This is a genomic window from Bacillus sp. FSL L8-0099 (assembly GCF_038006385.1).
GTDB classification, from domain to species: Bacteria; Bacillota; Bacilli; order Bacillales; family Bacillaceae_G; genus Bacillus_A; species Bacillus_A toyonensis.
This window is the reverse complement of sequence record NZ_JBBOVC010000001.1, coordinates 659,777-685,465: the sequence shown is the minus strand read 5'-3', so window position 1 is coordinate 685,465 and position 25,689 is coordinate 659,777. Positions and strand designations below refer to the sequence as shown.

Genomic DNA, 25,689 nt, shown 5'->3' with positions numbered 1-25,689 from the left:
TTTTTTACAAATAACGTTCAATATTTTGTCACTTTGTACTTTTTTCCACATCTGTTAATTCAATTTCATTGCAGGTGAAATTAGCATTGTGCCATAATAGCATAGGAGAGGTGAATATCGCTTGAAATATTTTATTTACTTTATCGTTATCGTGGCATTTTTAGATACATTTTCACAATTACCTATTATGAGTACTTTCGCTCAAAGTCTTGGAGGAACCCCTCTTATTATCGGGCTAGTTGTCGGTATGTACTCATTCGCTAATATGATCGGTAATATTATTGCTGGAGCCGCTGTCGATAAATTTGGTGCAAAAAAAATCCTTTATATAAGCATGGGAATTACGAGTTTCATAGTCTTGTTATACACCGTTGTTCAAAGTGGTGAACAACTATTAGTTGTTCGCTTTATGCATGGATTTAGTGATGGCTTTTTAATTCCTGCTGCCTTTACATTTTTATCAAAACAAACAAATGCAAAAAGACAAGGAAAAGCAATGGCTCTATCTGGTGCTGCTGTTGGAACAGCGGCAATCGTAGGACCTGCTTTCAGCGGTATTATGAAAGCAACAGCTGGTGTAGAATGGGTCTTCATTACTATCTCTATTTTAATGGCTCTTGGTACCATCGTATCTCTATTCTTCTTACCAAATAACGTATCAAGAAAAGATACATCAAGAACGCAAATGATGAACAAAGAAGATATGGTTGAACTTTTAAAATCAGAACCGTTATTACAAGCATATATTGGTGCTTTCACATTAATGTTTTCACAAGGGATTGTCACTTATATGTTACCAGTAAAAGTTGAGGCATTAGCGCTTAAAGCATCTACAACAGGCATGATGTTAAGTGTATTTGGTATTACTGCTATCCTCTTCTTCTTGCTTCCAACAAATCGTATTTACGATCGATTTAATCGTTCGAAACTAATGCTAATCGGAATTGCAGTTATGGCATTCGCATTATCTTTACTCGGATTATTTGCTACAAAAGGTATGCTCTTTATCGTAATGATGATTTATGGAATTGGATTCGCAATCCTCTTTCCGTCTATTAACGCTTTACTCGTTGAAAATACTACAGACGATAATCGCGGAAAGGCATTCGGATTATTTTATGCATTCTTCTCATTAGGAGTTGTTGCTGGTTCCTTTACAGTTGGAGCAATCGGGGCATCACCTAGCGTCAGCTTCATTATCGGAACTGCATTCTTATTAACCTTTGCCAGTATGATTTACGTAAGAAGCAAAGTAAAAAAGACAATGATGGGTTAATTCCATCATTGTCTTTTTTTAAAATGCATATTGATATAACCCATAATATAACGGCAAAGTTGGGATCACACCAATTAATTTGAATATAAAAGGTAGCGGTTCATCCTTCTCTTCATATAAACGTAAAATAAAAACGGCACTCAAAGTCCAAATAATGCTAAACACGAAGATGCATTTCCAAACGATTGAGGTTAATATTTCTACATCGAAGACAAAACCAAATAGCCCTATCCACGTAATAATGGACACTACAAAATCAAATTTTTGAATTGGTGTTTGAAACATCCCTCTTATTAATGAAGTAATAGTTAATATCGCTACAATTACTAAATAAATTTTCCACAACATAATGATAAGCTCCTGTTCAATTTTTCACTTTCAATAAACCATACTTAATAAATAAGCTGGCATTATATTTTTCATAGAAATAATACAACGGATAACAAAATAAGAAGAAAATAAGTACGGTTGGTACATTGTCTATAATAGAAAAATATTTTCCTAGCAATTCTTTAATGCTCTCACCAATCATAATAAACAGTGGGATTATACAAATTGCCGCTAATATTAAACATGGCGTTATCCTTATTTCTTTCAGCTTCACCTTACAATGTGGACACCTTAATGAAAAAAGATGTGGGATGTCGATAATATGTTGTGCAGTAATATTTCCTTTACACTGTGGGCATACAATTGTTTCTTTCATTTATAACTTCTCCTTTCTACTCACAAAAAAAAGCTCTATCGAATAGAGCTCTTTTTTCGCCTAATATACATTACTTCTGCGTATAACCAAGTAATACTGTAAATAAACTTATGTATAAAAGCAATACTACTTTCTCCCTAAAAAAAAGAAACTGAATAAATACCGACGATACTTCGACAATTTCCTCGGAAATATTTCCTTTCCCCATATAATTTGATACACTACATATGAACAGACACTTGTATTACATAAACTAAAATAATAACTTACTGTACAAATTAAAAAGCACATTCTTCATATGAAGAATGTGCTTTTATTTTATTAACGCTTAATCCAAACCGCACCTGCAGACTTATCCTCTGCTTGTCCAACAACTTGGAATTTAAGACCAAGATTTGGCACTTTTCGTCCTGCATCAGCAATTTGCTTGTTACTGTATACTTTTGAATCATCAAATGTTGTAACACCTTGTAATCCAGCATAATTAAACTGTCCACGTGTTAATGAATTTACACTCCATGCTGGTGTTTGATCAAATGAAAATGCAGCGTCTGCAATTTGCATGCCTGTATTACCGTACGCTGATTTCCCGTTCAAATTACCAACAAACGCTTCTGGATGAGAGTCTACAACCCCAAGGAAGCCTTCACCTGGATGCACCCCAACCCAGTTATCTTTGAAACTATCATCTGCATACCAAACGACAAGACCTGTATTGTATACCGGACCTCTTCCTGCTTTTAATCCATTATCTGATCCAGCGTAGTTTCTCCACTCTAAATAATAATAATGAGCTTTCTTCTCTGTCCCATCAGAAACAACGAATCCATTTAACTGCATTTTTGACTGTCCTTCTGCATCATCAGAGAATACACCTTGTCCGTCAACAGTTACACTTACATTATCCATCGCGAAACCTTTATATGTTACAGCTGGATCTGTAATGTAGTCGAATTGTAGTTTCACTTTCTTCCCTTTAAATTGACTTAAATCGTATGATTTATCAATCCATTTCCCATCTGTTGTATCTTTATCTCCTTGTACTACTTTTTCTCCAAGTCTATCAATTAATGTTTTTGTTCCATCTTCTGTTACTGCATGTACTTCAACAAAATCGCACTCTGCTTCTAACTCATAATTTGCTTTATAATCGAATTTTGCATGTGTTCCTTTTGTTAAATCAAAGAATGGTGTCTCTAGTGTTGTGTGCATATCATCTCCTCTTGTACTATAATATGCATGCTTTCCAAACTCAGGTTTAATCGTTTCAACACTCTTACCTGGCAAATTAACACGTACAACACCTGGACGATTTGATTTCGTAACACTTTGATCAATATATGTAGGAATTCCTACACCACGCTTAATTTTATCGTAATCTACTTCTAAAATTTTTGCCCAGTTGCCACCCATATTCTTTTGTAAGAAGTCTTTATTTTGTGGTGAAAAACTAGTCGGCTCTGTTCCTGCAATTTTTCCTGTCCAACTGCCTCCACTCATTAATGACCAAGCTTCAACAGGTGATCCAGCTCCAGTATATTTCGTATCATATTCATCCGGTAAACCAAGGTCATGTCCAAATTCATGTGCAAACACACCTACAGCGCCATCTTCTGGTTCAATTGTGTAATCATGCGCTGCTACTTTTCCACCAAAGTAATCTACCTTTGATTTTGTCCCTTCAATCGCTACTGGATCTGTAGCTAATTTTGAACGATGTGACCAAATTGCATCATCACCTAATTTACCGCCACCAGCTTCTTGACCAACACCAGAATGAATTACCATTAAATGATCAATTACACCATCAGGTTCATTTTGATTCCCATCGCCATTTGTATCATATCTATCGAATTGATCAAACTGAGATAAGTCTAACCCTTTCTCAGCAGCTGCATGTAAAGCTTCCTTCACTAAATCACGTGCACCTTTTGGACCTTTATTATCGTGACCACTACTACCATCAGCTCCATAATCAGATGCTTTTCCTGGAACAGTTAGCCACTCCGTTACATATCCGTCTGTCGTATAGCTACCGCCAGACTGCTCTTCATAATATTGTTTAAATGTTTTTACTTTCGAACCATCAAATAATGTATAAGGCTCATTACCAAACAACATCTTTTGATAATGTTCTCTACTAAAGTCTTTCGAATACATATAACCTGGTGTTTGATCAATATTATTATGTTTATAATCACTAAATTCAACGAGTAGCACTAATACTTTATCAGATCGAACAGATCCCTTATATGGAGCTTGCTTTGCCTTGGAAGTTGGAACTTGTCCATTCAATTGCTTTTTATTTGGTTCCGGCTTTTGCTCAGGGCTAACATTTTTTTCAGCCTTCTTTACGTTCTCCTTTTCTTCCATCTTTTTCTCTTTTACCTTTTTCACGAAATCAGATGCTTCTTTTGCCGTATCCTCTGGAAGAATTTCTTTATTCGCTTGATCTCCTTGCTTCTTTTCAATATACTGCTCGACAGCTTTTTTCGTTTCTTCTTTAGAAGATGCTGGATTAATTGTTCCTCTTTCTTTCAGCGCTTCCGCTAAACGATCTTCTTGAATTAAATTGTAATCAATTGGTGTTGTAGACACATTATCTTTTTCTTTCGCTGGCGTTTCTGCGTATGCTAACGGAGCACTCATTACAGATGTACATCCGATAATTGCCGCAATTGCTAACGTTGATAGTACTTTAAATGGAGCTTTTCTTTTCATCCTCTGTCTCTCCTTTTATAAAACTTAAAATTCAGATAAATAAGTGCGTTTAAATCGAAATCCCGGCTTTCTGCCCTCCCTATATAAAAAGGCATAATTCTATAAACGTTAAGCTTTCTGTTATAGAATCATGCCCTCCAGTTTTCTGGTCAGACCCTCTATCTTTTTATCCCACTATTTGCTAGGCAGTAAGACTCCCACCTCAAAATTCAGCGAACCCGAGGAAGTTAATTGGGAGATAACTGCCCGTAAAAGCCCAATTGGCGAGGGCTAATAATCCGGTGGGGGATGAACAACCCCCATCACTGATTAAAGTGTTACTTTATATCGAAATATAAAAAATAAAGAGTGATTTGTATATATTAAATAGCTTATATTAAAAATTTAAAAGACAATATGCAAAATTGCATGAAAATTCCTTCAAATAAAAAAAGAACCCTAGTCAATTAAACTAGGATTCTCGATTTCATATTATTTCTCTTGTGTTTTTTCCCAATCAGCTAGGAATTTCTCAATCCCTTGATCTGTTAATGGGTGCTTCACTAATGAAGCAATTACGTTTGCTGGGATTGTTGCAATATGTGCACCATTTAGTGCTGCGTCAGTTACGTGAACGCTGTGACGTACAGATGCTGCAATGATTTCTGTTTCAATGCCGTGAATTGCAAAGATTTCTGCGATTTGGCGAATTAAGTCCATACCGTTATGACCGATATCATCTAGGCGACCTAAGAATGGTGAAACGTATGTCGCACCAGCGCGAGCTGCAAGTAATGCTTGAACTGCTGAGAATACTAATGTAACGTTTGTACGAATTCCTAAATCTGAAAATGCTTTTACTGCTTTTAAACCTTCCGTTGTCATCGGTACTTTTACAACAACGTTTGGAGCAATCTTCGCTAATTCTTTTCCTTCTTCAATCATTTTATCAGCTTCTAAGCTAATTACTTCTGCACTTACAGGTCCTTCTATAAAGCTGCAAATTTCACGAATACGCTCATGGAAATCTACGCCTTCTTTTGCTACAAGTGATGGGTTTGTCGTTACTCCAGCTACTACGCCTAATGCATTTGCCTCTTTAATTTCGTTAATGTTTGCTGTATCAATAAAGAATTTCATTTGTTATTCTTCCTTCCTAATTTTCATTTTATATTTATTTATTTTTTTTAATAAGCTCTAATTCAATCGGAATAGATTTGTCCACTTTTTTACCTTGTGTTATTTCTTTTGCTGTTTGCATCGCCTTCTCTCCGATTAATTCCGGTTTTTGAGCGACTGTTGCAGCCATACGCCCATCGTTAACCGCTTTCACAGCATCGTCTGTTGCATCAAATCCAACAACTACTACATCCGTTTTCCCAGCAGATTTTAATGCCTCAAGTGCCCCTAATGCCATTTCATCGTTATGAGCAAATACCGCTTTAATATCGCTATTCGCTTGCAAAATATTTTCCATAACAGATAAACCTTTTGCACGATCGAAATCAGCTGCTTGTTTTGCTACTACTTTTAAAGACTTATCAGCTACGTTATGGAATCCTTTCCCACGCTCACGAGCAGCTGAGGATCCAGGGATTCCTTCTAACTCAGCAACGTTCGCTCCCCCGCCAACTAATTCACGAATGTAATCACTAGCCATTTGACCACCTTCGATATTGTTAGAAGCAATGTGCGAAACAACTTTACCTGAATTCGCAACGCGGTCTACTGTAATAACAGGAACATTCGCTGCATTTGCCGCACTTACTGCTGAAGCAACAGCATCTGAATCGGTTGGATTAATAACAACTACGTCCACACCTTTTTGAATTAAATCTTCAACATCGTTCGTTTGCTTTGCTGCATCGTTTTGTGCATCAACAGCAATCAATTCAATGCCACTATCTTTCGCTTTCTTTTCTGCACCTTTTTTCAAAGTCACGAAAAATGGATTGTTTAAAGTTGAAACAGAGAATCCAACTTTAATAGTTTTATTTCGACCTTTATCGCTAGAATCCTTTGCCCATTCTGGTGGTTCCATTGAACAACCAGCAGTAATGACCATAATACATGCAACGAGTATAAGTAACCATTTCTTCATGAACTGCCCCTCCATTACGCTTCTTTTCGACGATCAATTAATACAGCTAGTAAGATTACAAGTCCTTTTACAACTTGTTGGAAGAAAGAAGATACACCTAATAAATTTAAACCGTTATTTAGTACACCGATAATAAGTACACCGATGAATGTACCAACAATCCATCCTCTTCCTCCAGAAAGACTTGTCCCTCCTAATACAACTGCTGCAATTGCATCTAATTCGTAAGAAGTACCCGCAGTCGGCTGTGCTGAATCTAATCGTGATGTTAAGACAATACCTGCAAGCGCTGCCAAGATTCCGGAAAGACCGTAAATCATTACTTTAATTCTCGTAACATTAATACCTGATAGTGCTGCTGCTTCTTCATTTCCACCAATTGCAAATGTACGGCGACCAAATGTCGTTTTCTTCAAAATGAAGTACAGCACTGCGAAAGCGATCATCATTGTAACAGCTGGTACCGGAATACCAAGAAAATAACCGCGGCCAAACATTTGGAACATTAAATGATCACCAAGACCAGTGATCGGACGTCCGTCCATATAAACAAGCGTCAACCCACGAAAAATAGTCATTGTTGCTAAAGTCGCAATAAATGGAGCTACTTTTCCTTTCGCAATGATGATACCGTTTACAATTCCCATTACAAGACCAGCAAGTAGTCCAACTGCCATTGCAAGGAACGGGTCCATGCCACTTGCCATCATTCCAGCAACAAGTGCACTTGATAATGCTAAAATAGAACCTACCGATAAGTCAATACCCCCTGTTAAAATTACAAAGGTCATTCCGAATGCAATAAGCGCATTAATCGATACTTGACGCAGTATATTAAATAAATTTGGAATTTCAATAAATGCTGGATTTAAAGCTGTAATTACGACAATAATTAATACTAAACCGATTAAAGAACCGAGTTGTTGTAATACATTCCCCTTCTTAGCCATCCTTACTCTCCCCCTGTAGCTAGTGCCATTATAGACTCTTGTGATGCCTCATCTTTCCCTAAAATACCGCCGACTTTTCCTTCATGAATAACAAGAACTCGATCGCTCATCCCTAAAACTTCGGGAAGCTCAGATGATACCATAATAACGGCATCTCCTTGTTCAGTAAGCTTATTCATAATAGAGTAAATTTCTTTTTTCGCTCCAACATCCACACCTCTTGTTGGCTCATCTAAAATGAGTAACTGCGGATGAATACCTAACCATTTCGCAATTACAATCTTTTGCTGATTTCCACCAGAAAGAGATTTCACCGCTTGCTCTCCACTAGATGCTTTCACATTAAGAAGTTTCATCATGTCCTCTGTAAACTGTTGTTCTAGTTCGTTACTAAGGACACTTCCCTTTGAAAGACTTTCTAAATTCGGTAACGCTAAATTTTCTCGAATTGAGAAATCTAACACTAATCCTTCAGACTTTCTATCCTCTGTAATGAAAGCAATTCTTTGTCTAATTGCATCTATCGGACTATCAATCTTTACTTCTTGTCCGTTTATAAAAATTTGTCCAGAGTCTAAAGGTTCATATCCAAATATCGCTTTCATAATATCTGTGCGACCAGCTCCCATCAAGCCAGCTACACCAAGAATTTCACCTTTTCTAACTTGAAACGAAACATTTTCAAATTTCCCCTTTTTCGTTCCGTTACGCATTTCAAAAATTACTTCACCAATTTGACTATTTCGCTCTGGGTAACGTTCACCAATGCTGCGCCCCACCATCATACTCACTACTTCATCAAATGACGTTTCCGGAATTAATCTTTTCCCTACATATTCTCCATCACGCAAAATTGTAATAGCATCACATATTGAGAATATTTCTTCCATGCGGTGTGAAATGTAAACGAATGAAACCCCTTCTTTACGTAACTTATTTATAACTGTAAAGAGCGTTTCAATTTCACGATCCGTCAGTGCCGCAGTTGGTTCATCCATAATAATAACGCTTGCGCTTGTCATCAATGCTTTCGCAATTTCAATAATTTGCTGTTGTCCAACTGATAGCTCTCCTGCTAACATAGCACCTTTTACATGTAATCCTAGCTCCGCCAATTGCTGCTGCGCAATCGCGTTCATTTGACGAGTACGTAAAATACCTGTTTTCCCATACATTAACTCTTTACCGAGAAACATATTTTCAGCTACTGTTAAATTTGGCAATATGTTCAGTTCTTGATGTATAAATGCAATGCCGTACTCTTCCGCTTCTTTCGCATTTTTAAAAGTGCGTTCTTGCCCATCAATCGTGACTGTTCCACCATCTTTTGTATATACACCTGTTAAAATCTTCATGAGCGTCGATTTACCCGCTCCATTTTCCCCCATCAATGCATGGACTTCTCCTGCTTCAATCATAAACTGTGCATTCTTCAAAACAGGATTTCCACTGAACGCCTTTGAAATGTTTTTCATTTCAATACGCATTCTCATCACTTCCTTTTATTAAAAAATCACGCCTGCATGCAAAATTACATTGGCATAAGGCGTAGCCTCTCCTGTACGGATAATTGCCTTCGCTTTTTTTGTATTTTCTTTAAATTGTTCATGTGATACATATTCAAATGCTGGTTCTTTTAATTGCAGCTCAATCTCTTTATTTACTTCCGCATTATTGATAATGACTTCTTCTGCTAACGTCACTTTTTCAATTGCCATATCATCAGCTACAACTTGTAATACATCTAAAAAACTCGGCTTTCCAAGTTCAACAGCTAAATCAATTCGCTTTACTCCATCAGGAATCGGTAATCCGCAATCAGCAATTACAAGCGTATCTGTATGTCCGAGTGAAGCCAGGACTGCCGCAATCTCACTGTTTAATACACCGTGCTTTTTCATCCGACAATCACCTGCACTTCACGTACTCTATCTCTCGTCGGCATACCGCCTTGTGCCCCAAGTTTTGTTACAGAAAGGCCTCCAGCAATATTCGCAAAACGAATTGCTTTTTGAAGCGTTTCTCCTTCAGAAAGTGCAACTGCTAACGCACCATTAAATGTATCACCAGCTCCAGTCGTATCCACTACATCAACAGCAATGCTAGGAATATGTAGAATCTCCGTACCATTATGGAAACGAACACCGTTAGAACCTTCTGTCATCAATAGTTTATTTGGATATTTCGCCAGTAAATCTTCAATTGGTGATGTAAAATCATCTAATACAATGCGGCACTCATGTTCATTTGGCGTAATATACGTTGCCTTTTCTAATATGTCTTCTGATAACACTTGTGCTGGCGCTGGATTCAACATAACTGGAATTTTATGTTCTTCGCAAATAGATAGAACATACTTTACTGTTTCAAGCGGAATCTCTAATTGTAGAACAACCATATCAGCTTTTACGAGAAGATCTTTTGAACGATCTACAACCGATTCATTCACAAGAGCATTTGCTCCTTGTACGACAACAATACTGTTATCCTCTTCTGCTAAAACGATATGAGCAATTCCTGTCGTTCTATCTGTAACCGGTACCACATAGTCGATAAAAACACGTTCGTTCTCTAAATTTTTTCTAACTACTGTTCCGTAATCATCATTTCCTACTGCTCCAACCATTGCTACATTGGCACCTAATCTAGCTGCAGCAACTGCTTGGTTCGCCCCTTTCCCTCCTGGGATCGTATGAAATGCTTCACCAATTACTGTTTCTCCTGCTTTCGGCCGTTTCTTTGAAACAGCCACTAAGTCCATTGAAATACTACCTACTACTGCAATATTTGGCATCTGTTTCATCTCCTTACTTCGTTGTATTTCTTTCTATAATTTTAATCGGTAAACGATAGTGTTTCTCTTCCAATGCATTTCCTTCCATTTGCTCTAACAACAACTCTGTTGCAATTTTCCCCATCTCATATATTGGCTGTGCAACAGTTGTAATAGATGGATACATCATTTCTGTTAAAGAAATTCCATCGAATCCGATAATTTGTAAATCGTCAGGAATAGCCATTCCTTTTTGAAGTGCAGCCTTTACAATACCAATTGCAATTAAATCATTCCCAGCAACAATACCATCAATATGCGGGTATTCTTCTAATAATTCCATTGCTACACGCTCACTATTTGCTGGGTCAAATGTACTCTCTGCAATCATATATGAAAGATTATTTTGCGTAATGATATCTACAAAACCTTCAAAACGCTCATTCGCTGTACTTACATCACGTGGTCCACGAATATATGCAATATGTTTGCATCCTTTATCTATTAACAACCTTGTCGCATCCTGACTTCCTGCATAGTTATCAGCATATACAGTAGGAATACGCTCATTAAACATACGGTCAATCGCAACGACTGGAACTGATAAATTCATGTAATTTATACTATTTTGTGGATTCGTTGCTACAATAAATCCATCTACATTATTTTGTCTAAGTACATCAATGTATTGTTTCTCTTTTTCTAAACTTTCATCAGAGTTACAAAGGACAACTGTGTAACCTTGTTTATGTGCTACATCTTCTACGGCACGTGCAACTTCTGGAAAGAATGGATTCACGATATTTGGAACTACTAACCCAATTAAACGAGATTTTTTATTATATAAAGAACGCGCTACTGTACTAGGTTTATAATCTAGCATTTCAATTGCTCGTTCTACTTTCTTTAACGTATCCTCATGAACATATCCATTTTTATTTAACACTCTGGAAACGGTCGCAACAGATACTCCCGCTAATTTCGCAACGTCTTTAATCGTACTCATTCTCTTTTCTCCTCATTTCATGTAACCGTTTACAGAAAATAATATAACGCATTTATAAAAATACGTCAATCATTTCTCACAAAAAAGCTTTTAAGGTTATACTCAAAAAAGCATCGCCTAATGGCGATGCTTTTTCATTACGAATATGATACAGTTTTTTCTTGTTCTTCTACAGCAGGCTCTTCAGCATCTTTTTTACGATCCGACAGTTTAATTTTCTGTAAGAAAATCGTAAAGATAGCGCCTACTATGATAAATACTAATCCTGTTAAGAATACAGTATGAAGTGAGTCTACTAAAGAATTTTTCAAAATTGGTACGATACTGTTAGCAAATGCTTCTGGCATTTGTTTTAATGCCTCTGGACTAAATAGCATCGAATATAAACCTTGTGGGTCTGTATGAATCATATCTTTAAATTTTGTTACCATTTGTCCCGCTTCTTTCGGGAATGTATCTAATACAGGTACTAACTTATTTGTTAATGTTGTACCTGACGTGTTATTCATAATTGATCCTAAAATTGTAATACCGAATGTCCCACCGATTTGACGGAAAAACTGACTTGATGATGTTACGACACCAAGGTCTTTTTTCGGGAAGCTTTCTTGTAACGCTAATGTTAAAGTCGGCATTACAAGACCCATGCCTAAACCGATAACCATCATATAAGAAGTTGCAGTCAGTTTAGTTGTGTGCATATCCATCGTTGTTAATAACCAGAAACCACCAGCCATAATGAGCATACCTGCGATAATTTGTGGTTTTACACCGACTTTTAATACAAGTTGCCCACCAATAATACTCATAACAATCATTGTAATCATCATCGGTGTCATAATCGTTCCCGATTCAGCAGCACTTACTCCTACAATACCTTGCATGAAGAATGGTACGAACATAATCGCACCGAACATTCCGATACTCATAAAGAATCCAATCGCATTAAGTATTGTAAACGTACGGTTTTTAAAGAAATGCATCGGTAAAATTGGTTCTTCAGCTTTCGTTTCAACGATAACGAAACTAACGATACCAATTACAGCTAGTGCAAATAAACCGATAATTTGCCAAGAATCCCATGCGTAATCTTTTCCGCCAAACGTTAACGCAAGTAATAAACTTACAACACCGAGAATCATCGTAAAGATTCCAGCGATATCAATTTTAATTGGTCCCGTTTGTTTATGTGATTTTAATCCCATTGCGATAAAGACTGTTGCTAAAATACCAACTGGTAAATTAATGTAGAATACCCATCTCCAGTTCACTGCGTCTACAATCCAACCACCAACTTGTGGTCCAATTACAGAAGCAAGACCGTATAACGCACCAAAAATACCTTGCCATTTCGCACGTTCTTTTCCCGTGAACATGTCTCCAATAATAATCATAGCCATCGGCATCATAATACCGCCACCAAGACCTTGGATACCACGGAAAATAATTAATTCTGTCATACCATTTGCCATACCACATAACGCTGAACCAATCATAAAAATAACTAGCCCTGTTATATATACGTTACGACGCCCAAGTAAATCCGCTAATTTACCTGCAATTGGTACGACTGTCGTTGATGTTAACATATAAGCTGTTGTTAACCATGTCATTAAGCTTAGTCCGCCAAGTTCACCAACGATACGCGGCATCGCTGTACCAACGATTGTTCCGTCTAACGCAGCAAATAGCATCGCAATTACTAAACCAATTAACAACAACTTTCTATTTGTATTGCCTTGTTGCTCCATGTAATCTCCTCAATTCCTCTTATTTATTCTCTTTTTTCTCTTGTGTCCCGCAAATAATGGTTTCTAACTTTTCAAAGAGGCGCAACAAATCTTCTCGTTCTTGTAATTCTAATTGTGAAAAGTATTTTGCGATATGCTCATTACGAGCTGCCATCGCCTCTTTTACTGTATTTTTCCCCTTTTTCGTTAGCTCAATGACAACAACACGGCGATCATTATCATCGTGATAACGCTCTACTAACTCATGATCAATTAAACGGTCGATCATTACTGTAATGGCGCTCGGTTTTACGTACATTTTCTCCGCCAATTGTGTCGCTCTTGAAGCTCCGTAATGATCTAAAATCTTTAAAATATAAAATTGCGGTGGTGTAAGTCCTGATGCTTGCATTTGTTCCAATAGCTCTGTTTGCATTTTCTTTCCTATAGCGAATGTAAGAGCTTGAATCTTATCAATATGAGTCATATCATTTGGCATGTTATCCACCTCTTATTTAAACAATAAAATATTTAACGTATTTAAATATTAATCCCACGAACAAAATCCGTCAATACCTTTTATTCATAAAAACGTTTACATTTTTGTCACAAAGTTGTATAATTTTCGTCGAAGTTAATATTGACAGTCACGGAGAATCGGAGTATACGGCTATGAATCATAAAAAAGGGAACTTTTTTATATTTCATGGCCTTTTTATATTCTCTCTGTCTTAAACGCTTCCAATTAATTAGGGGAGGATTTTCATTTTATGTTTTTCACACAATTATTTAAACCTGCGCCCCATGCAGAACGCTTACCAGCTGATCGCATTGATAGCGAATACCGTAAATTACGTTTACAAGTATTTTTAGGTATCTTCATCGGTTATGCAGGTTACTACTTTGTTCGAAAAAACTTTTCACTAGCAATGCCATACTTAATTGAACAAGGCTTTAGTAAAGGGGAACTTGGGGTTATCCTTTCAGCAGTATCTATCGCTTACGGATTAAGTAAATTTCTTATGGGTATCGTATCCGACCGTTGTAATCCTCGCTACTTTTTAGCAGCTGGGCTATTTTTATCAGGTATCATTAATATTATTTTCGGCTCATTTTCTTTCATTACAACGAGCATTATACTTATGTTTGTACTTCAGTTTTTAAATGGATGGGTACAAGGGATGGGATGGCCTCCTTGTGGTCGTACGATGGTTCACTGGTTCTCTATTAGTGAACGTGGTACAAAAATGTCTATTTGGAACGTCGCTCATAACGTCGGCGGCGCACTTATGCCTTCTCTCGTTACATTAGGCTTATACTTCTTTGCAAATGACTGGAAAAGTATATTTTACTTCCCAGGTATTCTTTCAATTTTAGTTGGTATTTATGTATTAATTACGATGAGAGATACACCCCAATCTTGTGGATTACCGTCTATTGAGGAACATACTGGCGAATATCCATCAGGTGAAAAAGTGAAAGATCGCGAACGCGAACTTTCGGTAAAAGAAATTTTATTTAAATACGTACTAAACAATAAATTTTTATGGTACATCGCTATCGCGAACGTTTTCGTATATTTCGTACGTTACGGCGTTGTAGACTGGGCTCCTACTTATTTAGTAGAGGAAAAAAGCTTTACTCATAGTAGCTCACGTACAGCTTACGCTCTATATGAATGGGCTGGTATTCCAGGTACACTTCTTTGCGGATGGATGAGTGATAAACTATTTAAAGGACGCCGCGCACCTGCTGGTATTTTATTTATGGTCGGTGTATTCATTGCCGTTCTTGTTTACTGGCTAAATCCTGCTGGTCACCCAATCATTGATAGTATCGCACTTGTTTCCATTGGATTTTTAATTTACGGACCTGTTATGCTAATTGGTCTTCACGCACTTGACTTAGCACCAAAGAAAGCTGCTGGAACTGCAGCAGGCCTAACTGGTTTCTTTGGTTACCTAGGCGGAGCTACTTTTGCTAGCGCAGCTATGGGCTTTATTGTAGATGCATTCGGATGGGATGGCGGATTCATTTTATTACTTGTATCTTGCGTACTTGCAATGTTCTTCCTTGCCCTTACTTTAAATACAGGATCTGCAAAGTCAAAACAAGCTTAAACAAAATATAAATATGTAAACAAACATAAAAATAGCTCTTAGCGTTTATTCTATACGCTAAGAGCTATTCTTTATTTACAGCACTTTTCTTACTAGCTATAACAATCAATTCCTTCCCTACTATAAAATTAAAAAATTTGATGAAATACCTTTATTAATACAGCTAACGTAACAGATGCAGCAAATCCCCCTAAACAAATTAAGCTTACCCCTTGACTATATGATAAATTTTGAAATGATTTCATACCTTCCATCCTCCCTATCTCCCCTTTGATACTTTTATTTTACCAATGGGAAAATTTTCATAACATCGATTTTCCTAACAACAAACTTACAAATTTGTAAGTTAACATCTTTTCAACTTATATATCTAGTATTTCCACAAAAGGATGTCATTTATACATAAAAAAAGACCTCGGGTATCCCAAAGTCTTAGTTACGTGCTATTTCATTTTATTTTATAATCATTACTGGACATTTCACTCGTTTTGCTATTTTATGACTTACGCTACCAAGCATCATTTCTTGTAATGTATTTAATCCTCTGCTCCCAGCAATAACAAGATCTATATCCCCTGTATTTACATATTGAACGAGCGTATCACCAGGATCACCATGCAGAATCGTAAATTTATAAGAAATCTTCTCTTCCTTTAATAATCCTTCAATCTCTTTTAATTTATCTTTCCGACTAGCTGATATTGTTTCAAAATCTGTTTGTCCGTGTATAATATCTGATTTTGCTGTTCTATTATCTACGACATATACAATTTCAACATTTGCTTCTTCACTACATTTCGCAATATGTATTGCATGCTCCGCTGCCCGAAGTGCATGTTCAGAACCATCACATGCTAATATGATTTGTTTGTACATATGCTGAATCCCCTTTTCATTATCTTACTCGTATTATAATACAAAAGCCCCTTTTTTGTTTTTTAAAAGGGGCTAATAAATAGTATAAGATTAAAAAATCATAGTCCTTTAGCCAGCAATCCTTTTATTATAAGCCGCTAAATTTGTAACGAGCTTCGAACTACGTTCATTTAATCCCGTTATACTTACTTTTACACCAATCTGTTCATACTTTATGATAACTTTATCAATTGCGGCCACTGCTGAATCATCCCATACGTGTGCATGAGTAAAGTTCATTTCAATTTCTTTTACATCTTCATTAAATGAAAAAGCATTTATAAAATCTGCCGTAGATGCGAAGAATAGTTGGCCATGAATTTCGTATATTTTCTTATTTTCAATATATAAATGTTTCACGTGAATCTTTGCCATGTTGAATGCAAATAAAACAGCACTAATTACTGTCCCAATAATCACGCCTAATCCTAGATTGTGGGTGATAAGAACAACGAAAACCGTTACGATCATGACGAACGCATTTCCTTTTGGCACTTTATGAATCGTCGCTACAGAGTTCCAATCAAATGTTCCAATTGAAACCATAATCATAACTGCAACTAAAGCTGCCATCGGAATATGAACAACATAATCACCTAAAACAAATAGTAATACGATTAAAAATCCGCCCGCTACAAATGTTGATAAACGCCCTCGTCCACCTGACTTAATGTTAATAACAGATTGGCCAATCATTGCACATCCTGCCATTCCTCCGAAAAATCCAGCAACAATGTTCGCAATCCCTTGTCCACGTGCCTCTTTATGTTTATTACTTTCTGTATGTGTCATATCATCTAAAACCGAAGCAGTTAATAAAGACTCTAGTAAGCCAATAATTGCAAGCATAACTGCGTATGGCAAAATAATACCTAATGTCTCAAGTGTAAACGGAACATCAGGAATACTAAAGAACGGTAATTCTTTCGGTAAGCTTCCCATATCCCCTACTGTTTTCAACTGTAATCCACTCATAAGCGCAATGCTTGTCACAATAATAATTGAAATAAGTGTAGACGGCACAGCCGTTGTAATACGTGGAAATAAATATATAATTGCAAGTCCTAATGCGACAAGCGCATACATTTGCCAAGTTGCATTTTTAAACTGCGGCAATTGCGCTGTAAAAACTAAAATTCCAAGTGCATTTAAAAAACCACTCATAACAGATTTCGGAACAAACTTCATAAATGAGCTCAGTTTGAACACACCAAAAATAATTTGGACAATACCTGTTAATATTGTCGCAGCAAATAAATATTGCAAACCGTGATCTTTAACGAGCGTCACCATTAATAATGCCATTGCACCTGTTGCAGCTGAAATCATCCCAGTTCTTCCACCAACAAACGACATGGTAACCGCAATACAAAAGGCTGCGTATAATCCAACAGTCGGATCCACGCCTGCAATAACAGAGAAAGCAATCGCTTCAGGAATTAACGCTAAAGCAACAACAATTCCTGATAGCACATCCCCTTTCACGTTGGAGAACCAATCATTTTTTATCGTTTGAAACAAAATACCCCTCCTCTACTCTTCTATCATTTGATTTTCTCCATAAGAAAATCATGCCGACTGCACGAAGGCTATTATATAACGAGTAAAGGATATTGCGCTATGTAAAAGTTTCCTAAAAAAAGACGCTATCTTCGTAGCGTCTTTTCTCGTTTCATTAATGTCCACCGTGACCTTGACCACTTTCTTGAACAATCTCTAATCTCTCATCTAATATTCCTTGTGTTTCAAATGAAATATTACTCGTACTGCCTAAAAGGAAACCATGGTTATATGGTCCCAGTGTTGGGTCAGCTTTAAACTTTGGCTGAATACTAGCAAGGAAGTCATACACTGGTTGTGAAGCTTTACCTTCTTCTAATAATACAACAGGTGCGTGTTTACCCATATGTGAAAACGGTGCTCCTGCAATTGCTAAGTCTGGTGTTTCGCTTGAAACAAATGACAAACCGTGACCTGGTTTTGTGAATCCCCAGCCGAACTTTGTTTTTTCATCTTTAAACTTCGCAAATGCGATAGAATTTTCTAGTGGAGTCTCTCCACTAATACGCGTTACTTTCCCATATTTACTTAACTCTCGTTCTACTTCTTTTGAAACGATTTTCTCTGGTCCTAACACATATATATTCGCTTTATCTTTTCTCATCTTTAACGCCTCAATTGTCGCTTCTGGCACTTTATTCTTTTCTGTATAGAGTAGTGGCTCTGGCATATGAGAAATCCAGTTTACAGCTGGTGTTGTATACAAACGTCCTTCTTCTTCAGACGAACCGACAATAACGCTATTTGGATAGCTTCCTGTTATATCGGCATATTCTTTATCAACATCTTTAGCAAATATAGCTGGATCTGTTTCTTTTATTTGCTTTACTTTATATTCTTTTAATTGCTCAAGGATAGATGCACTTACATCCCCCATCACCATAATTTGTGTTCCATCTTTCGTTCCGAGCGGATTTAATCGTTTTATTTCTTTTAACGTCATTTCAGGTACCTTTTCTTTTTCTATAAATAAAATCGGCCCATTATTCGGATGGTGAATAAGATCCGCACTCGCAATACTTAATTGCCACTCATTTACTGGTACTAAAATAATAGCGCCTGGCTGATTCTCTTTATGCGTTGCTGGCCATATCGTTTGCGAAGTTAGTACTGCCATTTGCAATGGATCATTTGTATTTAATCTCGTTACGTTTTTTAAACTTGTCGTTAATAAATCATTCGATGCCCCTTTATTCATTTCTTTCGGCGCAGTTACCTCTTGATTCATTTTCATTTCCTTTTGCTCTGTTTTCTTCTCTTTTGTAGATTCATGGTTTTTATGGTCTGTATTCGTTTGTCCGCATGCAGCAAGACCAACTGCTGTAATTATTGTTATCCCAAAAATTCGGGTCATTTTTTTCACTATACCGCCTCCGTATTAATCATTTTTGAGCCAATATGATTACCTAAAATGTAATTTCAACTCCATAATAACAAGCAATTCTGAAGAAATTATGCAGACACATCATAATCTGCACCATTTCTTCATGATTTTGCATTACACTTTAAGTAACGATTATAAATATGGAGGGCTCTCTATGATTGATATACTACTCGTAGACGATGAACCGAGAATGCTTGAATTATTAACGCTTTATCTTACTCCAATCGGATATAACTGCGTATGTGCGACGTCAGGAGAAGAAGCTATTTTACATATAGAAAACCGAAACTTTAAATTTGTTTTACTGGATATTATGATGCCAAAGATGGACGGATGGGACACGTGCAAAAAAATCCGCTCATTTAGTAACGTTCCTATTATTATGGTTACCGCTCGTGATCAAACAGTTGATGTCGTCCAAGGATTAAAACTCGGAGCGGATGATTACGTAACGAAACCTTTCCATGAAGAGGAACTTTTCGCAAGAATTGAAGCTGTTTTAAGGCGCACAAATGAACATAAACAAATCCAATATCACGGCATTCTATGGGATGAGGCGAAGCACTTTGCTTCTGTATATAATGAAGAACTTCTTCTCACACCAATCGAATTCTCTTTACTCGGATTATTTTTACGCCATGTAAATTATGTATTAAGCCGTGATCAGCTCATTGAACGAATTTGGGGATTAAACACAAATACCGAAGATCGCACAGTCGATTCACATATTCGTAATTTGCGTGATAAATTGCGAAAAGCAAATTTCCCTATTGATCATCATTTAAAAACTGTGTACGGGGTAGGTTACAGGTGGGTTGATACCGAATATTTAGGAGCGAAACGATGAAGCGAATTTCTATTCAATTCGGATTTTATTTTTTAATTGTTACACTTTTAATCGAAAGCGTCCTCTTTGTTTTGCTCTATTATAGTCTGGTAAACAATAGAGTGAATGAAGAAATGACTGCTCTATTAAAACGAGGAAATAGTCATCGAGATGTACTTGAAAAATATTATGATAAACAAACAATCTCTCACGTTGCATTAATGGAGTCTGAAGCTGAAACTACTGTTGTTATTACAAATGCAAATAAAGCAGTACTAGCTAAATCTAACGAAATAAACACGACTATAAAAAATCATATTAGTGGAATGCAAACTCGAACCGACCATAACGGAGCTATTATAGAAAATCATTGGAAAACATCTAATTATATTTGTACAGTTAGCCCCATTGTAGTGGGTGGAAAACATGAGGGCTATGTGTACATGTTTCTTGGAACTGAATCAATTGAAGAGATGGTTAATAGGCTAACAAAACAATTCATTATTGCCGGTATCATCACATTTCTACTAACAGCCATCACCATTTTTCTATTATCCCGTTTATTAACAAAGCCATTGTTACACATGAAACATGCCACTGAAAAAATGAGTAAAGGTGATTTATCCGTTTCATTAACGACTACTCGAAATGATGAAATTGGTGAACTCGCACAATCTATTCAAACGCTCGCAAATGATTTACATTATATGAAAACGGAAAGAAGTGAATTTCTAGCAAGTGTTGCTCACGAATTACGTACACCTTTAACATACGTAAGAGGTTACGCTGACATTGCCTTAAAAGACAGCACACCTCCTGAACAACGTTTACGATATTTATCTATAATAAAAGATGAGTCTGATTATATTACGAACTTAGTTCAAGATTTATTTTCACTCGCTCAAATGGAACAACATAACTTTTCTATTCAAGTAAAGGAAGTACATTTACACACTTTCCTTACTCGCATAGCCGAAAAAGTAAACGCCATGTATAAAGAAAGACACATTAAAGTTTCTTTCACTTGTCCTCCTACACTGTTAGTCAACTTAGATGAACAGCGATTCGAACAAGTGATAGTGAACATTTTAAATAACGCTTATAGACATTCAAAAGAGCATTCTCATATCAACATTTCTGTTACAGAAGAATATAAGCATATTTCCATCACCATTGAGGACGACGGTGAAGGTATTCCCCCTGAAGACCTCCCTCACATTTTCGACCGCTTTTATCGTGTTGATAAAGCAAGAACACGATCTACAGGCGGAACTGGTTTAGGGCTATCTATCGTAAAAGAAATTGTAGAACTACACGGCGGAAATATTATTGTAACGAGCGAAGTCGATTACGGGTCTTGCTTTATAATTTCATTACCATCTATAAAGAAACACGACTACCATCAATAGTCGTGTTTTTTTATCACTTTACTTTATAATATAAATTTACAAATTGCCCAAAACGTTTCGTATCTGTTAAAGTTAAATTGATTTCCGGATTCTTGTCTTGAAATAACGGAACTCCAGAACCTAATATATGCGGTGTAATCGTGACAACATATTCATCAATTAGATTATTCTTAAAGAACTCTCTTAATAAACTCCCTCCACCAACCATCCATATTTTAGATCCTTCCTGCTCTTTCAACCTTTTCGTAAACTCCACTACATCTTCATTTACAAACTCCACGTGTTCGTTTGAACCTTTTTCCGAGTTAGAAAAAACATAACATTTTTTATCTACATACGGGAATGTTTCCGTATGCTCTACTACATAATCGTACGTTCTTTTTCCCATAATTATTGTATCAATCGTTTCGTACATTTCTGTATAACCGTTGTCTCCCTCTCCTTCCGTTTCCATTAACCACTGTAAATCGTCATCTTCTTTCGCAATAAATCCATCTAAGCTCGCCGCAATAAATAAAACAATTTCACGTGACATATTTTTTCCTCCTTACGTTTCATCTTGATAAAATTATGATGTAAGCAATATACTAACAGTAAAACATGACAATTAATGTCATATTAAAAAGAAACAGGTGGTATATTTGTCAAAAGCTAAACGCTTATTAGATATTCTTATATTTGCTTCTGCGAAAAAAACATTTACAGCGCAAGAAATAGCTGATGAATTTAATATTTCCGTTCGTACTGTTCATAGATACATTTTAGATTTAAGTGATATGGGGTTGCCTATTTATGCTGAACAAGGTCGTAACGGAGGATATAAAGTATTAACGAATAGGGTCATTCCGCCTATTTTATTTACCGAAGAAGAAGCCGTATCCATCTTTTTTGCTTTTCAATCTTTAAGCTACTATCGAGACTTGCCTTTCAATACAGAAATCAATTCTGTTACTCATAAACTGTATAGCTCTCTTCAAAATGAGGCGAAAGCGAAAGTTGATAAAATCCGCTCTTATATCGCCTTTTGGAATCCTAAGAGAACAATTGATACACCACTTTTAAAAGAAGTGTTAACAGCGGCTATTGAAAATAAAAATTTACACTTTCAATACGAATCTAAATCAGGGATAAAAACAAAACACGTTCACCCTATCGGTGTATATGCTCACGATAGTTTATGGTATTTGCCATCCTATGACTTTAGCAGGCAGAAAGTATTACTGTATCGTGTTGATCGTATTCTTTCTATACTATCCACGGAAGAAAACGAAGATACTTTTATGAATTTAGAAGAATGGTTTGCCTCTAACTCTAACGTAATAAACATTCCTACTCAGTTACATGTTTTACTCACAACCGAAGGCGTACGCCAATGTAAAAGCGTTCCTTACCTTGAAGAGTTCATTGAAGTAAACGAAGATGGGACGGGGTATATACATTCAACAATTGATAAAGGTGAAATTCATTTTATTACGCCTTTATTTTATAGACTAGGAAAAGATGCAAGAGTTTTAGAACCAAAGGAATTAATAGATGGTCTACGTATACGTGCGAAAGAAATTTTAAATATGTATGAAAATTAAAAAGCTGCTAAATATAAGCAGCTTTTTAGTCTAGTTATTCCTATTGTTTTATTATTGGCGAATATCGAACCACCAACGATTTTTCGCATTCATATTCTCCGTCCCACTAAACCCACTGTAACGGAAAGCATCAAGGAAAATTGAATCTAGCTTATCCTCATCTACAAAATAACCTAAGTTAACTTTTACCGTTTGTCCTGGTCGGATACTGCCAATATTGTAAAAGCTTTTCCCTTCTCCGTGAGGTTCTAAATAATCAACTTCGCCTGTCATAATATTTTTTTCCGCAATTCCATCTCTTTCAGCGTAGTTCCATGCATTACCTTCAGATTTAAGCAACTTTATGGATGGATGCATATAAATTTCTTCTGTCGACTTTTTCCCAATATTTTTCACTTTTGTTGTTAAGTAAACAAATTTAGGATTAACTAATTTTGATTCTACTAGTTTATCAATTGAATCTTTACCATTTCCGAGTTTATATTCATCCCGTCTGTATGGTAGCAATTCTCCTATCTGATTTAAAGCCTTATTCTTGCTTAGTATTTCTAAGCCAAGTTCATTAAAGTTTTCTTGTTTAAAATCTTTGATTGAATCGAAGACTTCAACTTTTTCTATCACATATTCAATTTGGCTGTTATCCATGATTATAGTTACTGGAGCCTTTTGCCCTATATGAAATAGTCGTTTGCTATCTTTTTTCAAAGGAATCACCTTAGTTTTTTTAGGTTCATCTGCTTTGCTAAAACGATTTTCATCATATTCTACTATATGTGATGCCTTTTCTTTTGACGTAGGTTCAAGTGAAATGCTCCCTAACACTTCCATCATTTGTTCTTCGTTTATATCGGATCCAATATAACTCTCTAACATAATCCCTTCTTTCTCAAAAAAGAGAAAGACCTTTCTGTCAAACATTACATTGTTGTTTCCTGTTTCTTTATGGACAATTACTGCTTTCCTACCATTTATCTCTTTTTCTTCGTAACTTTTCGAATACAGAGTTTGAAAATCTGTATTTTCCCCTACCCTCCGAAGAGCGAATGAAAATCCCCCCATTGCGTAGTTATCTTTAAATGAATATTTCATAGCACTGTCATCAATTGCTTCCATATTTTCTGGCAATTTACCAATCTTTAACTTATACCACTTATCACTCTTTTTCGAATCCTTATTTGTTACTGAAACATTTACTTCATAATTTTGTTTTTGGACAATCATATTATAGACTTTCACTGCACCAAAAACGGTTGTCGGCATACCAATCAATAAGCAGGCAGCAGCGATTAACATACGGTGTCTTTTACGCTTTTTCTGCGATTGTCCATCTTTCAGCTTCATTTCCTCCATAAACAATTTCTTTTTGCGCGTATATGTATGTGAAAATTCATGTTGTTCTTCGAGTTTATCAAAATCATCTAAAGCAATCTTTTCAGCAAGTTCATATATTTCTTTGGAGTTCTTTGAATTCGTCATGTTGTATACCTCCCATCATATTTTGAACTCGTTTTCGAGCGCGTTCAAACTGCTTACGGACATTGGCCTCCGTTATCCCCATGACACTTGAAATTTCTTGATACGTTAAGTTATAGAAGACTTTGTACTTAAACACCTGTCTGTTCGATTCATTTAACTCTTTTAGCAATGTATCAATTTGAACCTCAGACATTTTACGTTTTTCCCACTCTTCAATATTTTCATCTACTGCTTCTATTGATTCTCTTTCATATTCTTCTAAAAATGTTTCATGTCGTTTATTTTTCCGGTAACTATCAATCGCCTTATTTTTCGCGACCCTCAAAGTGTAGCGTTTAAGCTCTTGAGTGTTCAAGCTATGGAGCTTTTCCAAGTTCTTATAAAGAGTAATAAACGTCTCTTGAACTGCATCTTCAGCCTGCTGAATATTATTTAAAATAGAATACGCTACATAATAAACTTTTTGTTCGTACAACTCGTATAGCTCTTCCATCTTTTCATAATCGTTGTTTGTAACTTTCATATAATTCCTCCTCTCATTCTATATAACGAATGAGCGATATACTTTGTGACACTGCAGCATTCTTTAATAGATAAAATTTAATAATAGAATAAACAAAAGCCCAATTTCTCTATTTTAACTGAGAAATCGGGCTTTTGTTTATTAGAATTTTCCTGACTGTCCCCTTAAGAATATCACTCTTACGCCTTTTCGGGATGCAGTATGTTCTCTATCGCTTCTTTTAACAATGTCTTTGTTTCTTCAAAGTTATGATTCTGTTTTTCTCCAGGTTGTACCGTATAAAACTCGGCAAACGAGCGCTCTTTATATCTCGGTACGACATGCATATGGTAATGCGTTAACTCATTAAAGATTCCACCATTTTGACAAATTGTAACTCCATCTGGTTTATATAATGACTTAATCGCTTTTACAATAAGCTTAGAAGCATCCATAATCGATTTTGCTACAACATCATCTAATTCGTCCACTTCTACAACATGATGCTTTGGCACAATTAAAATATGTCCTGGATAGAAAGGGGCATGATCTAAAAAACATGTTACATATTCATTTTCATATACTTTATATATTTTTTCCTCTTTGTTTGCTAATTTACACCCTAAACATTCCATTAAATTTCTGCTCTTTCTAAAACATAAAAACGTGAGA

At 36.1% G+C, this 25,689-nt stretch carries 25 protein-coding genes; 5 read left to right on the top strand and 20 right to left on the bottom strand.

The features are described 5' to 3' along the window. Positions 1 to 121: 121 nt before the first annotated feature. Positions 122 to 1,276, top strand: coding sequence for an MFS transporter (locus MHH42_RS03430; protein WP_000873273.1), 1,155 nt, complete (start codon positions 122 to 124; stop codon positions 1,274 to 1,276). Between the two features lie 18 nt (positions 1,277 to 1,294). Here MHH42_RS03430 and MHH42_RS03425 read toward each other — a convergent pair whose 3' ends face one another. The 12 genes from MHH42_RS03425 to MHH42_RS03370 form a co-directional block, all read right to left on the bottom strand. After that, entirely contained in the window at positions 1,295 to 1,624 is a 330-nt protein-coding gene (locus MHH42_RS03425; protein WP_000964464.1) for a hypothetical protein, read from the bottom strand. A gap of 16 nt (positions 1,625 to 1,640) precedes the next feature. Beyond that, the gene (locus tag MHH42_RS03420) at positions 1,641 to 1,982 is read right to left on the bottom strand and encodes a hypothetical protein (protein WP_000665295.1); all 342 of its coding nucleotides are present in this window, start codon (positions 1,980 to 1,982) and stop codon (positions 1,641 to 1,643) included. A gap of 321 nt (positions 1,983 to 2,303) precedes the next feature. After that, positions 2,304 to 4,703, bottom strand: a complete 2,400-nt coding sequence (gene inhA2, locus MHH42_RS03415) for a M6 family metalloprotease immune inhibitor InhA2 (RefSeq protein ID WP_016107545.1) — start codon at positions 4,701 to 4,703, stop codon at positions 2,304 to 2,306. 471 nt (positions 4,704 to 5,174) lie between these two features. Then, positions 5,175 to 5,822: a fructose-6-phosphate aldolase gene (fsa, locus tag MHH42_RS03410; RefSeq protein ID WP_000667666.1), complete on the bottom strand. Its 648-nt coding sequence runs from the start codon at positions 5,820 to 5,822 to the stop codon at positions 5,175 to 5,177. 34 nt (positions 5,823 to 5,856) lie between these two features. Next, positions 5,857 to 6,783 carry a ribose ABC transporter substrate-binding protein RbsB gene (gene rbsB / locus MHH42_RS03405; protein WP_000758982.1) on the bottom strand — a complete coding sequence of 309 codons (927 nt, stop codon included), beginning with the start codon at positions 6,781 to 6,783 and terminating at the stop codon, positions 5,857 to 5,859. 14 nt (positions 6,784 to 6,797) lie between these two features. Then, positions 6,798 to 7,733, bottom strand: a complete 936-nt coding sequence (locus MHH42_RS03400) for an ABC transporter permease subunit (RefSeq protein ID WP_001074641.1) — start codon at positions 7,731 to 7,733, stop codon at positions 6,798 to 6,800. Between the two features lie 2 nt (positions 7,734 to 7,735). Beyond that, on the bottom strand, positions 7,736 to 9,220 hold the full coding sequence (gene rbsA, locus MHH42_RS03395) for a ribose ABC transporter ATP-binding protein RbsA (RefSeq protein ID WP_016107544.1): 1,485 nt from the start codon (positions 9,218 to 9,220) through the stop codon (positions 7,736 to 7,738). A gap of 18 nt (positions 9,221 to 9,238) precedes the next feature. Next, positions 9,239 to 9,634 carry a D-ribose pyranase gene (rbsD, locus tag MHH42_RS03390; RefSeq protein WP_000716145.1) on the bottom strand — a complete coding sequence of 132 codons (396 nt, stop codon included), beginning with the start codon at positions 9,632 to 9,634 and terminating at the stop codon, positions 9,239 to 9,241. Beyond that, positions 9,631 to 10,527 (bottom strand): ribokinase, encoded by an 897-nt coding sequence (rbsK, locus tag MHH42_RS03385; RefSeq protein ID WP_001132872.1) that lies wholly within the window; start codon positions 10,525 to 10,527, stop codon positions 9,631 to 9,633. Before rbsK ends, rbsD begins: the two co-directional genes overlap by 4 nt. Positions 10,528 to 10,540: 13 nt before the next feature. Beyond that, positions 10,541 to 11,512, bottom strand: coding sequence for a ribose operon transcriptional repressor RbsR (gene rbsR / locus MHH42_RS03380; RefSeq protein WP_016107543.1), 972 nt, complete (start codon positions 11,510 to 11,512; stop codon positions 10,541 to 10,543). 137 nt (positions 11,513 to 11,649) lie between these two features. Continuing rightward, on the bottom strand, positions 11,650 to 13,263 hold the full coding sequence (locus tag MHH42_RS03375; protein ID WP_000437662.1) for an MDR family MFS transporter: 1,614 nt from the start codon (positions 13,261 to 13,263) through the stop codon (positions 11,650 to 11,652). A gap of 19 nt (positions 13,264 to 13,282) precedes the next feature. Then, a complete protein-coding gene (locus MHH42_RS03370; RefSeq protein ID WP_001132370.1) occupies positions 13,283 to 13,741 on the bottom strand; it encodes a MarR family winged helix-turn-helix transcriptional regulator in 459 nt (152 codons plus the stop codon). A gap of 271 nt (positions 13,742 to 14,012) precedes the next feature. On the opposite strand from MHH42_RS03370, the gene glpT reads away from it, so the two are divergent. After that, entirely contained in the window at positions 14,013 to 15,362 is a 1,350-nt protein-coding gene (gene glpT, locus MHH42_RS03365; protein ID WP_000466380.1) for a glycerol-3-phosphate transporter, read from the top strand. Positions 15,363 to 15,490: 128 nt separating this feature from the next. On the opposite strand, the gene MHH42_RS03360 is transcribed toward glpT, so the two are convergent. The 4 genes from MHH42_RS03360 to MHH42_RS03345 form a co-directional block, all read right to left on the bottom strand. Then, positions 15,491 to 15,607: a DUF4027 family protein gene (locus MHH42_RS03360; RefSeq protein ID WP_000834733.1), complete on the bottom strand. Its 117-nt coding sequence runs from the start codon at positions 15,605 to 15,607 to the stop codon at positions 15,491 to 15,493. Between the two features lie 208 nt (positions 15,608 to 15,815). Further along, positions 15,816 to 16,238, bottom strand: a complete 423-nt coding sequence (locus tag MHH42_RS03355; RefSeq protein ID WP_000277986.1) for a universal stress protein — start codon at positions 16,236 to 16,238, stop codon at positions 15,816 to 15,818. Between the two features lie 108 nt (positions 16,239 to 16,346). After that, a complete protein-coding gene (locus MHH42_RS03350) occupies positions 16,347 to 17,798 on the bottom strand; it encodes a SulP family inorganic anion transporter (protein WP_016107542.1) in 1,452 nt (483 codons plus the stop codon). A 154-nt stretch (positions 17,799 to 17,952) separates the two neighbouring features. Continuing rightward, entirely contained in the window at positions 17,953 to 19,200 is a 1,248-nt protein-coding gene (locus MHH42_RS03345) for a cell wall-binding repeat-containing protein (RefSeq protein WP_016107541.1), read from the bottom strand. A 175-nt stretch (positions 19,201 to 19,375) separates the two neighbouring features. Between MHH42_RS03345 and MHH42_RS03340 the strand changes: the two genes are divergently transcribed. Continuing rightward, a complete protein-coding gene (locus MHH42_RS03340) occupies positions 19,376 to 20,068 on the top strand; it encodes a response regulator transcription factor (protein WP_016107540.1) in 693 nt (230 codons plus the stop codon). Beyond that, positions 20,065 to 21,456 carry a sensor histidine kinase gene (locus tag MHH42_RS03335; RefSeq protein WP_097854574.1) on the top strand — a complete coding sequence of 464 codons (1,392 nt, stop codon included), beginning with the start codon at positions 20,065 to 20,067 and terminating at the stop codon, positions 21,454 to 21,456. The genes MHH42_RS03340 and MHH42_RS03335 overlap by 4 nt, the downstream gene beginning before the upstream one ends. A 13-nt stretch (positions 21,457 to 21,469) precedes the next feature. On the opposite strand, the gene MHH42_RS03330 is transcribed toward MHH42_RS03335, so the two are convergent. Further along, the gene (locus MHH42_RS03330; RefSeq protein WP_016107538.1) at positions 21,470 to 21,991 is read right to left on the bottom strand and encodes a dihydrofolate reductase family protein; all 522 of its coding nucleotides are present in this window, start codon (positions 21,989 to 21,991) and stop codon (positions 21,470 to 21,472) included. A gap of 106 nt (positions 21,992 to 22,097) precedes the next feature. On the opposite strand from MHH42_RS03330, the gene MHH42_RS03325 reads away from it, so the two are divergent. Beyond that, positions 22,098 to 23,039 (top strand): helix-turn-helix transcriptional regulator, encoded by a 942-nt coding sequence (locus tag MHH42_RS03325; protein ID WP_097895837.1) that lies wholly within the window; start codon positions 22,098 to 22,100, stop codon positions 23,037 to 23,039. Positions 23,040 to 23,090: 51 nt separating this feature from the next. On the opposite strand, the gene MHH42_RS03320 is transcribed toward MHH42_RS03325, so the two are convergent. From MHH42_RS03320 to MHH42_RS03310, 3 genes are all read right to left on the bottom strand, one after another. Continuing rightward, positions 23,091 to 24,515 (bottom strand): DUF4367 domain-containing protein, encoded by a 1,425-nt coding sequence (locus MHH42_RS03320; RefSeq protein WP_016107537.1) that lies wholly within the window; start codon positions 24,513 to 24,515, stop codon positions 23,091 to 23,093. Continuing rightward, entirely contained in the window at positions 24,481 to 25,038 is a 558-nt protein-coding gene (locus MHH42_RS03315) for an RNA polymerase sigma factor (RefSeq protein WP_000869287.1), read from the bottom strand. Before MHH42_RS03315 ends, MHH42_RS03320 begins: the two co-directional genes overlap by 35 nt. 179 nt (positions 25,039 to 25,217) lie before the next feature. After that, positions 25,218 to 25,652 (bottom strand): HIT family protein, encoded by a 435-nt coding sequence (locus MHH42_RS03310; RefSeq protein ID WP_000388979.1) that lies wholly within the window; start codon positions 25,650 to 25,652, stop codon positions 25,218 to 25,220. Positions 25,653 to 25,689: the final 37 nt, after the last annotated feature.